Source organism: Mycobacterium persicum, assembly GCF_002086675.1.
GTDB lineage: Bacteria > Actinomycetota > Actinomycetes > Mycobacteriales > Mycobacteriaceae > Mycobacterium > Mycobacterium persicum.
In genome coordinates, this window is sequence record NZ_MVIF01000139.1 from 1 (window position 1) to 11,471 (window position 11,471).

The window sequence follows — 11,471 nt, forward strand, 5'->3', positions numbered from 1 at the left end:
CCCAATCCCAGAAGCCGAACATGTTGTCGGTGTAGATCACGAAGACGTCCAACACAATCTAAAAAATGGAGACCGCGACGAAATGCCTGGACACCGCGGCATCGCCGAGCGCGTCGGTCAGCCAGCGCCGCGCGGCGGTCGCGTTGGTCAGCGTCTCCAGCGTGGAGAACGTCTTCGAGGCGACCACGAAAAGCGTTGTGGCAGGGTCTAAATCGGCCAGTTTGGCAATGAGGTCGGCCGGGTCGACGTTGGAGACGAAACGCGCCGAAATCCCGGCGTCGGCGTAGTGGCGCAGCGCCTGGTAGACCATCACCGGGCCGAGGTCCGAACCGCCGATGCCGATGTTCACCACGGTGCTGATCCGCTTTCCGGTGGCTCCGGTCCACTCGCCACTGCGCAGCCGGTCGGTGAAGTCGCCCATCGCATCCAGCACGGCGTGCACGTCCTGGACCACGTTGCGGCCGTCGACGACAAGCTCGGCGTCGCGGGGCAGCCGCAACGCCGTGTGCAGAACGGCGCGATCCTCGGAGGTGTTGATGTGCACGCCCGAGAACATCTGGTCGCGGCGCTCTTCCAGTCTCGCCGCGCGGGCCAGCTCGATCAGCAGCCGTAGCGTCTCGCGGGTGATGCGGTGCTTGCTGTAGTCGATATAGAGGTCACCGACAGTGATCGTGAGATCGCGGCCGCGATCGGGATCGTCGGCGAACAACTGCCGAAGGTGAGTTTCTCCGATCTGATCGTGGTGCTTGCGCAGGGCGTCCCATGCCGGGGCGGCGGCGATGTCGGGGATTGATGGCTGGGCGGTCATGAATTGACCCTAATGCTCCGGGACCCGGGGCAGTCGGAGCGATATCTAAGTCGCGCCCAGCGCTTGCTGAAGATCGGGCAGCATGGCTTGTAATTGTGCGCCCCAATATGACCAGGTGTGGGTGCCGTTAGCCGGGAAGTTGAACACGCCGTTGTGCCCGCCCTTGGCTTTGTACCTGGCCTGGAAAATCTTGTTGCTGATCCGCGTGGCGGATTCCAGCAGGCTGGCATCCAGCTTGCCGGCGGCCTCCACGTCCGATTGGCCGCCGTTGCCGGTGTACACCCAGATTCGGGTGTTGTTGGCGACGAGTGTCGCCGCATTGGCCGTCGGGTCGTTGGCCGCCCAGGCGGGGTCGGTGGGCGGGCCCCACATCGCCTCGGAGCGAAAACCGCCGGCGCCTAGTTGCGCGGCGCTGACCAATGACGGCCATTGCCCGGCGGACAGGTTGAGAAAGCCCGACATCGAGGCCGCGTAGCCGAAGTTCTGCGGATGTTTGGCGGCCAGGATCAATGCCGCCGATCCGGACATCGACGCACCGACCACCGCGTTTCCCGAAGTGCTGACGGACTTGCTCGTGGCCAGCCACTGCGGAAGCTCGTCGGTCAGGAAGGTTTCCCACTTGTACGTCCAGACCCCGCCGTTGCCGGCCGCGGGCTGATACCAATTGGAGTAGAAGCTGGCCATGCCGCCGACGGGCATGACGAGCGACAGCCCGGATTGGTCGAACCATTCGAACACCGGCAGGTGCATGTCCCAGCCGTTGTAGTCGTCCCGGGCGAGCATGCCGTCGAGCAAATACACCGCATGGGGGCCGCCGCCCTGAAATTCCACCTTGATCTGGCGGTGCATCGACGGTGAGGGCACCATCAGATACTCGATCGGCAGGCCACGGCGCGACCACGCGGACGAGGTGGCCGAGCCGCCGGCCAGCGCTGCCAGCAGGGCAAGAACAGCCGTTGTCGAAACGGCCATTGCACGGCGCAGTCGCAGTAGCTCAGCTGACTTTGCTGTAACCATTTCGGCGGAATGTACCGCAGAAACCAGGATATCTGCGATAAGCAGCGAGAATGTGACCTATTAGTGACCGAGACGGCCCCGGCCCAGCCGCAAGAGCAGCATTGCCAGGTTCTTACCGTCGGGTCCGAGCTCGCTGTAGCGCTCGATGACTTGCATCTCCCGGTTGTGGACCAGCCGGGTGCCTCCGGAGGCCATTCGGACTCTGCCGATCGCCTGCGACACTTCGGCGCGCCGTTTGACCGCGGCCAGAATCTCGCGGTCTAACCGGTCGATCTCTTCGCGCAGTTCCTCGATGGTGGGCAGCTGTTGGGTGTCGGTGTTCATCTCCGCTGACTCCGCGTTCTCGTGATGTGGGGATTCTGGTCTCATCCGGTATCGGGCCTCACACAAGAGACGAGCCCCGAATCGCCGAAGCGGACCACGGGGCTCTGCGAAAGCAGCTACACCACGGGCACCGCTGGCCGGTACCCATAGAAAAATCGGCGCTGCCTGTTGAGCACCAAACGAGTGTGCCACCAAGGGCCGCGGCTGCGCAAAAAGCCGGCGACCTGTTGGCCGGAAATGGTGGCGGGCCGGTTGTGCGGCGGTGGACCCGGTCCGGTCCCGCGGGTTGGCCGCGTGCGGCAAAGCGTCGATTCGGTTGGCGAAAAGTAGCGCGAAAACGCCCATCACGCCGCAATGGGGGCCGTAAGCTCTACGCGCTGTGCCGGGAGTGTGGCACTGGTACCAGGGGAGCCGGCTGGGTCGGGCCCAGGGGCGGAAGGACTGTGGTGATGAATTATTCGGTGTTGCCTCCGGAGATCAACTCTTCGCTGATGTTTGCGGGTGCGGGTGTGGCTCCCATGCTCGACGCCGCGGCGGCATGGGAAGGGTTGGCCGAGGAGCTGAGTTCGGCGGCGTCGTCGTTCGGCTCGCTGACTTCGGGGCTGGCCGCCCAGGCGTGGCAGGGGCCCGCGTCGACGGCGATGGTGGCAGCGGCCGCACCCTACGCAGGTTGGTTGAGCGCGGCGGCAACCCAGGCCGTGACGGCGGCCGGGCAGGCCCGAACGGTCGCCGGGGTGTTCGAGGCGGCGCGGGCCGCAACGGTCGTGCCGGCGGCGGTGGCGGCCAACCGGAATGCATTGGTGCAGATGGTGCTGTCGAACTGGTTCGGGCTGAACGCGCCGGCGATCGCGCACATCGAAGGCCTGTACGAACAGATGTGGGCCCAGGATGTGGCCGCGATGGCGGGTTATCACGGTGGGGCTTCGGCAGCGGCCGCGGGCCTGGCCCCGTGGCAGCAACTACTGCAGAACATCCCGGGCCTGAGCGCGCTGTCGGCCGTCGGCAACATCGGTGCCGGGAACCTGGGCCTGGGAAACATCGGCAGCGCAAACCTGGGCACCGGCAATACCGGTAATGCAAACTTCGGCAGCGGGAACAATGGCAACCTCAACTTCGGCGACGGAAACCTCAGCGGAATCCTCAATTTCGGCAGTGGGAACACCGGCAGTTTCAACATGGGCAGCGGAAACAGGGGCAGCAGAAACTTCGGCGCCGGTAATCGTGGCAACGGAAACTTTGGATTCGGAAACTCTCAGGCCACCGGTGGCGGAAACTTCGGGAGCGGAAACAGCGGCAGCGGGAATATTGGCAACGGTAATACCGGTAATCTCAATATCGGCAGCGGAAATTTCGGCAACGCCAACTTCGGCTTCGGCAACAGTGGTCCTGGAGTGATGCCCACGGCAGGCAACTCGAATGTCGGACTTGGTAATACCGGCAACTCCAATATCGGTATAGGCAATTTTGGCAACTTCAATATCGGGCTGGGCAATACTGGTGAGTTCAACATCGGCTTCGGCAACACGGGGAACAACAACTTCGGCATCGGTCTGACCGGCGACAATCAGTTTGGCATCAACTTCAATGGCCTGAACTCCGGCAGCGGCAACATCGGCTTATTCAATTCCGGCGACAACAATGTCGGCTTCTTCAATTCTGGCGACGGAAACTGGGGCATCGGTAACTCCGGTGACATCAACTCCGGAATCGCGAACTCCGGAAATACGAACACCGGCATCATGAACTCTGGTAACCACAATACGGGCTGGGTGAACACGACCAACACCAATGTCGGCTTCGGGAACTCTGGCCACGGAAATGTCGGTTTCTGGAACGCTGGAAGCGATAACGTGGGCGTCGGAAATGGCGGCGGCTTTGCGGTAGGTGCCTTCAACTCGGGCTCGAGCGGCACGGTGGGCTTCTTCAATTCCGGTGCGAGCAGTGTGGGCTTCTACAACTCCGGCTCCGGCAACACCGGCTTTGGTAATTCCGGCAACACCAACACTGGATTTTGGAACTCGGGGAGCATCAACACAGGTGCCGGCAATGCCGGCGACGTGAATACCGGCTACGGGAGCGCAACCGACACCGGGGCCACAAACTCCGGCTTCGGGAACACCGGCATCGGAACCTCGGGCTTCAACAACCATGGGAACAGTACTTCCGGGTGGGAGAACACCGGTAATTCGAGTGAGGGCTACGGAAACGTCGGTAATTTCCAGACGGGCTTCCAAAACACAAACAGCCGCAATACCGGCTTCTTCAACTCGGGCGTCAACTCCGTCGGGTTCTCGAATACCAGCAGCTTTGGAATCGGCTTTGCCAATGGCGGCGTTACCGGCAACGTGGGCTTCATGAACGTCGGCACCGACAACTCGGGCTTCGGCCAGTCCGGGACGTTGAACTCGGGCTGGGGCAATTCGGGTTCAAGCAGCTCGGGCAGCAATCACACCGGGACCGGCGAGTCCGGGTTCGAGTAGCAGCACCGTCCCAGACGCTCAGCCTGGCCCGACGAGTCGTCGGTGCGCGGCGGTAAGTTTGGACCGACATGAGTGTGCACGCGACCGACGCGAAGTCGGAAACAGATCAGCTGCTCGACGGCCTCAACCCGCAACAGCGCCAGGCGGTGCTGCATGAGGGCTCACCGCTGCTGATCGTCGCGGGGGCGGGTTCGGGTAAGACGGCGGTGCTGACCCGGCGGATCGCTTACCTGATCGCCGCGCGTGGTGTCGCGGTCGGGCAGATCCTGGCCATCACCTTCACCAACAAGGCCGCCGCCGAGATGCGGGAACGGGTGGTGCGGCTGGTCGGCGCCCGAGCCCGCTACATGTGGGTGTCCACGTTTCACTCGACCTGCGTGCGCATCCTGCGCAACCAGGCGTCGCTGATCGACGGCCTGAACTCCAACTTCTCCATCTACGACGCCGACGATTCGCGTCGGCTGCTGCAGATGATCGGCCGTGACATGGGCCTGGACATCAAGCGGTATTCGCCGCGGTTGTTGGCGAACGCGATCTCGAACCTGAAGAACGAGCTGATCGACCCCCATCAGGCACTGGCCGACCTGACCGACGACTCAGATGACTTGGCACGTAACGTCGCGTCCGTCTACGCCGAATACCAGCGGCGGCTACGGGCGGCCAATGCCCTGGATTTCGACGACCTCATCGGCGAGACCGTCGCGGTGTTGCAGACCTTCCCGGACATCGCCCAGTACTACCGGCGACGGTTCCGCCACGTCCTGGTCGACGAGTACCAGGACACCAACCACGCCCAGTACGTCCTGGTGCGCGAACTGGTCGGCCACGGCAGGCAAGACGGCGATAACCCGGTGCCACCCGCGGAGCTGTGCGTCGTCGGCGATGCCGACCAGTCGATCTATGCCTTCCGCGGCGCGACCATCCGCAACATCGAAGACTTCGAGCGCGACTACCCCGACGCGACAACCATTCTGCTGGAACAGAATTACCGCTCCACCCAGAACATCCTCTCGGCGGCCAACTCGGTGATCGCCCGCAATGCCGGGCGCCGGGAGAAGCGACTGTGGACCGACGCCGGCGAAGGGGAGTTGATCGTCGGCTACGTCGCCGACAACGAACACGACGAGGCCAGGTTCGTTGCCGACGAGATCGACGCGCTGGCCGAGCGTGGCGAGATCACCTACAACGACGTCGCCGTCTTTTACCGCACCAACAACTCGTCGCGGTCCCTGGAAGAGGTGTTCATCCGCGCCGGAATCCCGTACAAGGTCGTCGGGGGCGTGCGCTTTTACGAGCGCAAGGAGATCCGCGACATCATCGCCTACCTGCGCGTGCTGGACAACCCCGGCGACGCGGTCAGCATGCGGCGCATACTCAATACGCCGCGCCGCGGCATCGGCGATCGCGCCGAGGCGTGCGTGGCGGTCTACGCCGAAAACACCGGCGCCAGCTTCGCCGATGCCCTGGTGGCTGCGGCCGAGGGCAAAGTGCCGATGCTCAACACCCGCGCGGAGAAGTCGATCGCGGGCTTTGTGGAGATGCTCGACGAGCTGCGGGGCCGTCTCGACGAGGACCTCGGTGAGCTGGTGGAGGCGGTGCTGGAACGCACCGGGTACCGCCGGGAGCTGGAATCGTCAACCGACCCCCAGGAGCTGGCGCGGCTGGACAACCTCAACGAACTCGTCAGCGTCGCACACGAATTCAGCGCCGACCAGGCGAATACCGCTGCGCTGGAACCGGACAACGAAGACGTGCCGGACACCGGCGTATTGGCGGCGTTTCTGGAGCGGGTGTCGCTGATCGCCGACTCCGACGAGATCCCTGAGCACGGTTCCGGTGTCGTCACGCTGATGACGCTGCACACCGCCAAGGGGCTGGAGTTCCCTGTGGTATTCGTGACCGGCTGGGAGGACGGGATGTTCCCGCACATGCGGGCGCTGGACGACCCGACCGAACTGTCCGAGGAGCGGCGACTGGCCTACGTCGGCATCACGCGGGCCCGGCAACGGCTGTATGTCAGCCGGGCCATGGTGCGGTCGTCCTGGGGGCAGCCGATGCTGAATCCGGAATCGCGCTTCCTGCGTGAGATCCCGCAGGAGCTCATCGATTGGCGCCGCACCGCGCCGAAGCCGTCGTTCAGTGCGCCGGTGGGCGGAGCCGGCCGGTTCGGCGCCCCGCGGTCGGCGCCCACCCGTTCTGCAGGGGCGAGCAAGCGCCCGCTGCTGGTGCTACAGCCCGGCGATCGAGTCACCCACGACAAGTACGGCTTGGGCCGGGTCGAGGAAGTCTCTGGCGTAGGGGAGTCCGCGATGTCGCTGATCGACTTCGGCAGTTCGGGACGGGTCAAGCTGATGCACAACCACGCGCCGGTCACCAAGCTGTAGCGCTCTTTGCGCTGAGCGTGAACTCGCTGCGAAAAAATCGTGAGATCTTCGCAGTGGCAACACGTTCGGCGAAGCCGCTACTCCACGAGCCAGCGTTTGGTCGCCGGATGCAGGGCCAACACCGCGCTGGCGATCGGCAGTAGCGGCAGGGTGTGCACGATCCACCCGACGCGCGCACCGGCGATGAATACGCCGCCGTAGGTCAACACCGCGACCACCGCACCCGCCGCGATCAGATAGCGCCCCAGAGACCGGCGAAGCAGCAACATGATCACGCCGGTGACGGTGGCTGCGGCGAAGACCAGGGCCAGAAAACCCACCGCGATGCAGAACAGCCGATCCGTCCGCCACCATCCGGCAATCAGGTCGGTGGCCACCACCGAGGTGGCCCAGCCACTGACGATGCTGACCGCCGCGGCTGCGACGGCCGTCCAAGGACTCGGCTCATGGCCGATCGCGGCTGGTAGCGGCGGAAAGTGGTCCACCCGGCCGCTCGCGTCCAACCCTGTCGGGTGTCGCGCGATCTGGGTGGCCGCAGAATCGGATATCGCGGGCAGTGGTCCGGTCGGCGCCCGGCGGATGATGCGGGTGCGCGGTTCCTCGAGAGATCCAGTGGGCTCGGACGGGTTCTCAGGCGCGGGGGGACGGCTCGCTGCGGTCACCGGTCAGCCGGCGTAGTTGCCTACAAAGATTCCGCGCTTGGCCAGCCACGGCACCGGGTCGATTCGCTCGGTGCCGCCCATGAGCACTTCGAAATGGAGGTGCGGGCCGGTGGAAAAGCCCCGGTTGCCCATGGTGGCGATCTGGTCGCCCGCCATCACGCGCTGTCCGACGCTGACCAGCGTGGTGTTGACGTGACCATAGAGGGTCACCGTGCCGTCGGCGTGGCGCAGCTTGACCCACATGCCGTAGCCGGCGGTAGGGCCGGCGTCGATGACGACGCCGTCCGACACCGCGTAGATCGGCGTCCCGATGGAGTTGGCCAGATCGATACCAGCGTGCAGCACACCCCAGCGATACCCGAAATTCGACGTGAATATGCCTTTGGCCGGCAAGACATACAGCGGCTGCTGCAGTCGTGCCTCACGCTGGGCCCGCTCCTGCGCAAAAGCCACACCATGGGCGAGTTCGGCGTTGTGCACCGCCGCGCTTGCCGCCGGCTGCGCGGCAATGACCTGCACACCCCGGGGGGCGCCACCCGACCCGCCGGTGAGCGCCGACGCATTGGCGCTCAACACGGTATCGGCCGTGGTGGTGTCGGTTTGATGAGTTGCCGTATGCGCCGCGGCGGCAGCGGCGCCAGCGGCCATCGCCGAGATCAGCAGGCGTCCCTTGGCCGCGCTGGTCGGCTGCTTGCGGTGCTGCCCGCCTCGCCGGGGCACCGGGGTGACAGTCGCGGCGTGCGGACGCGCGGCAGGTGCTTGGCTCCCGGACTCGATGCTCACAGCGGCCAGCACCTCGGTCGGGCCGGCCAGCCAAGTCGGGGTCAGGTCGTCGGTCTCATGCAGGTCGTCGAGCTCGGGGGCCTGCAGTAACTGCACATCAGTGCCGAACTCGGGATCGCCGAAGTCCAGCTCGTCGAGGTCGGCGAGTTCCAGCTCGTCGAACCCGTCGAATCCGTCCAACGGGATGATTTCGGTGATTTCGTTACGGTGGTGATGTTGAGGCCGACGATCGCGGGATGCATAAAGCCCGCCTGCAGCGGCAGGACGGGCGAATCGGTGCTGGGACAATGCTGAAATGTCCTCGTATCGTGACCATAACGTTATCTGGACCCTGAGACGGTATCCGCTCACCGTCCGGGCTGGCAACCTCAGGACAATAACCCACGCACAAATGTGAGCTGTATCACGTTTGGAAGGCGACGCTATTCGGTGGCGTGCGCCACAGCGGTGGGATGCGATCGCGGCGTCCGTTTGGCGCCTCGCTACAGTTCCAACCGTCCCTACCGGCCCAGCAGATAGCCCAGCGAAGACAGTGAGCACATGGACCTTTTCGAGTATCAAGCCAAGGAACTGTTCGCCAAGCACAACGTTCCCAGCACGCCCGGCCGAGTGACCGACAGCGCCGAAGGCGCCAAGGCGATCGCCACCGAGATCGGTCGTCCGGTGATGGTTAAAGCACAGGTCAAAATCGGTGGGCGGGGCAAGGCGGGCGGCGTCAAATACGCCGCGACCCCAGACGACGCATACCAGCACGCCCAGAACATCCTCGGCCTGGACATCAAGGGCCACATCGTCAAGAAACTGCTGGTCGCCGAGGCCAGCGAGATTGCCGAGGAGTACTACATCTCCTTCCTGCTGGACCGCGCCAACCGCACCTACCTGGCGATGTGCTCGGTCGAGGGCGGCATGGACATCGAAGAAGTGGCCGCCACCAAGCCGGAGCGGTTGGCAAAGGTTCCGGTGGATGCGGTCAAGGGCGTCGACGTGGCGTTTGCACGTTCCATCGCCGAGCAGGGTCACCTGCCGGCCGAGGTGCTCGACGCCGCCGCCGTCACCATTTCCACGCTGTGGGAGCTGTTCGTCGCCGAGGACGCCACCCTGGTCGAGGTCAACCCGCTGGTACGCACCCCCGACGACCAGATCCTGGCGCTGGACGCCAAGATCACTCTCGACGCCAACGCCGACTTCCGTCATCCCGATCACGCCGAGTTCGAGGACCGTGCGGCCACCGATCCGCTGGAGCTGAAGGCCAAAGAGCACGACCTCAACTACGTCAAGCTCGACGGGCAGGTCGGCATCATCGGCAACGGCGCCGGCCTGGTGATGTCGACCCTCGATGTCGTCGCCTATGCCGGTGAGAAGCACGGCGGCGTCAAGCCGGCCAACTTCCTCGACATCGGTGGCGGCGCTTCGGCCGAGGTCATGGCCGCCGGACTGGACGTGGTGCTGGGCGACGAGGATGTCAAGAGCGTGTTCGTCAACGTCTTCGGCGGCATTACATCCTGCGACGCTGTGGCCACCGGGATCGTCAAGGCGCTGGAAATTCTGGGCGGTGAGGCCAACAAGCCGCTGGTGGTGCGGCTGGACGGCAACAACGTCGACGAAGGCCGGCGCATCCTGGCCGAAGCCAACCACCCCCTGGTGACGCTGGTGTCGACGATGGACGAGGCCGCCGACAAAGCCGCCGAGCTGGCGAGCGCCTGAAAGCCAGAAAGGACCACACGACAATGGCGATCTTCCTGACCAAAGAGAACAAGGTCATCGTCCAGGGCATCACCGGCTCTGAGGCCACCGTTCACACCGCCCGGATGCTCAAGGCGGGCACCCACATCGTCGGCGGCGTGAACGCCCGCAAGGCCGGCACCACCGTCACCCACGAGGACAAGGGCGGCAGGGTGATCAAGTTGCCGGTATTCGGCAGTGTCGCCGAGGCGATGGAAAAGACCGGCGCCGACGTCTCGATCATCTTTGTGCCGCCGCGATTCGCCAAGGACGCGATCATCGAGGCGATCGATGCCGAAATTCCGTTGCTGGTGGTGATCACCGAGGGCGTACCGGTGCAGGACACCGCATACGCCTGGGCCTACAACGTGGCCAAAGGCGGCAAGACCCGCATCATCGGCCCCAACTGTCCCGGCATCATCACGCCCGGCCAGGCGCTGGTGGGCATCACCCCGGCCAATATCACCGGACCCGGCCCGATCGGCCTGGTGTCCAAGTCCGGCACGCTGACCTACCAGATGATGTTCGAATTGCGGGACCTCGGTTTTTCCACTGCCATCGGGATCGGCGGTGACCCGGTGATCGGCACTACCCATATCGATGCGATCGAGGCCTTCGAAAAGGATCCCGACACCAAGCTGATCGTGATGATCGGCGAGATCGGTGGTGACGCCGAAGAGCGCGCGGCCGACTTCATCAAGGCCAATGTGTCCAAGCCGGTCGTGGGTTACGTCGCCGGCTTCACCGCGCCGGAAGGCAAGACCATGGGCCACGCGGGCGCGATCGTGTCCGGCTCGTCGGGCACCGCGGCCGCCAAGAAAGAGGCACTCGAGGCGGCCGGGGTCAAGGTCGGCAAGACGCCGTCGGAAACCGCGGCCCTCGCCCGGGAAATATTGAAGACTCTTTAGCGCGCCTGGTCGCCGTCTAGGTCGGCTACGGCGTGCCGGGTTTGCCCGGCACGCCGAACAGTTGTCCGCCGTCACCGCCTTGGCCGCCGGTGCCCGGGGGCGCCCCCGGCCCGCCGTTGCCACCGTTCCCGCCGAAGCCTAGGAGCAATGCGGCGCGTCCCCCGTTGGCGCCGGCTCCGCCGGGATTACCGCTGGCGGCTCCTCCCGGCCCGCCGGCACCGCCGTCGCCGAAGAGTAAGCCGGCGTCGCCGCCGGCACCGCCGGCACCTGCGCCGGTACCTCCGCCGTTGCCGCCGCCACCGCCGGCCCCGCCAGAGCCCGACAGTACGCCGCCACTCCCGCCGGCCCCACCGGCCCCACCGAGGGGACCGAACCCGCCGACG

At 65.1% G+C, this 11,471-nt stretch carries 8 protein-coding genes and 2 pseudogenes; 4 read left to right on the forward strand and 6 right to left on the reverse strand.

The window, feature by feature from the left end; translation table 11 throughout:
• Positions 1-61: 61 nt before the first annotated feature.
• The 3 genes and pseudogenes from BST40_RS25845 to BST40_RS25855 form a co-directional block, all read right to left on the reverse strand.
• Positions 62-808: pseudogene (locus BST40_RS25845) on the reverse strand (glucose-6-phosphate isomerase); the annotation flags it as partial.
• A 45-nt stretch (positions 809-853) separates the two neighbouring features.
• A complete protein-coding gene (locus tag BST40_RS25850; protein WP_075549179.1) occupies positions 854-1,825 on the reverse strand; it encodes an esterase family protein in 972 nt (323 codons plus the stop codon).
• Positions 1,826-1,885: 60 nt separating this feature from the next.
• A complete protein-coding gene (locus BST40_RS25855; RefSeq protein WP_075549180.1) occupies positions 1,886-2,194 on the reverse strand; it encodes a chorismate mutase in 309 nt (102 codons plus the stop codon).
• 404 nt (positions 2,195-2,598) lie between these two features.
• On the opposite strand from BST40_RS25855, the gene BST40_RS25860 reads away from it, so the two are divergent.
• Together BST40_RS25860 and pcrA are read left to right on the forward strand one after the other, a co-directional pair.
• Positions 2,599-4,629 (forward strand): PPE family protein, encoded by a 2,031-nt coding sequence (locus BST40_RS25860; protein WP_075549181.1) that lies wholly within the window; start codon positions 2,599-2,601, stop codon positions 4,627-4,629.
• Between the two features lie 68 nt (positions 4,630-4,697).
• Entirely contained in the window at positions 4,698-7,013 is a 2,316-nt protein-coding gene (gene pcrA, locus BST40_RS25865) for a DNA helicase PcrA (protein WP_075549182.1), read from the forward strand.
• Positions 7,014-7,090: 77 nt separating this feature from the next.
• Here the strand turns inward: pcrA and BST40_RS25870 are convergent, their stop codons facing one another.
• The gene (locus tag BST40_RS25870; RefSeq protein WP_167381711.1) at positions 7,091-7,675 is read right to left on the reverse strand and encodes a hypothetical protein; all 585 of its coding nucleotides are present in this window, start codon (positions 7,673-7,675) and stop codon (positions 7,091-7,093) included.
• Between the two features lie 3 nt (positions 7,676-7,678).
• Entirely contained in the window at positions 7,679-8,746 is a 1,068-nt protein-coding gene (locus BST40_RS25875) for a M23 family metallopeptidase (protein WP_075549184.1), read from the reverse strand.
• 252 nt (positions 8,747-8,998) lie between these two features.
• Here BST40_RS25875 and sucC point away from each other — a divergent pair, with 252 nt between their 5' ends.
• Together sucC and sucD are read left to right on the forward strand one after the other, a co-directional pair.
• Positions 8,999-10,162, forward strand: coding sequence for an ADP-forming succinate--CoA ligase subunit beta (sucC, locus tag BST40_RS25880; RefSeq protein ID WP_075549185.1), 1,164 nt, complete (start codon positions 8,999-9,001; stop codon positions 10,160-10,162).
• Positions 10,163-10,185: 23 nt separating this feature from the next.
• Entirely contained in the window at positions 10,186-11,088 is a 903-nt protein-coding gene (gene sucD, locus BST40_RS25885; RefSeq protein WP_075549186.1) for a succinate--CoA ligase subunit alpha, read from the forward strand.
• 25 nt (positions 11,089-11,113) lie between these two features.
• On the opposite strand, the pseudogene BST40_RS25890 reads toward sucD, so the two are convergent.
• Positions 11,114-11,471: pseudogene (locus BST40_RS25890) on the reverse strand (PE family protein); the annotation flags it as partial.

Excerpts from the sequence above, each read along its gene's own strand:
- BST40_RS25860 (WP_075549181.1), top strand. The coding sequence starts at position 2,599 with ATGAATTATTCGGTGTTGCCTCCGGAGATCAACTCTTCGCTGATGTTT.
- pcrA (WP_075549182.1), top strand. The coding sequence starts at position 4,698 with ATGAGTGTGCACGCGACCGACGCGAAGTCGGAAACAGATCAGCTGCTC.
- BST40_RS25855 (WP_075549180.1), bottom strand. The coding sequence starts at position 2,194 with ATGAGACCAGAATCCCCACATCACGAGAACGCGGAGTCAGCGGAGATG.
- sucD (WP_075549186.1), top strand. The coding sequence starts at position 10,186 with ATGGCGATCTTCCTGACCAAAGAGAACAAGGTCATCGTCCAGGGCATC.
- BST40_RS25850 (WP_075549179.1), bottom strand. The coding sequence starts at position 1,825 with ATGGTTACAGCAAAGTCAGCTGAGCTACTGCGACTGCGCCGTGCAATG.
- sucC (WP_075549185.1), top strand. The coding sequence starts at position 8,999 with ATGGACCTTTTCGAGTATCAAGCCAAGGAACTGTTCGCCAAGCACAAC.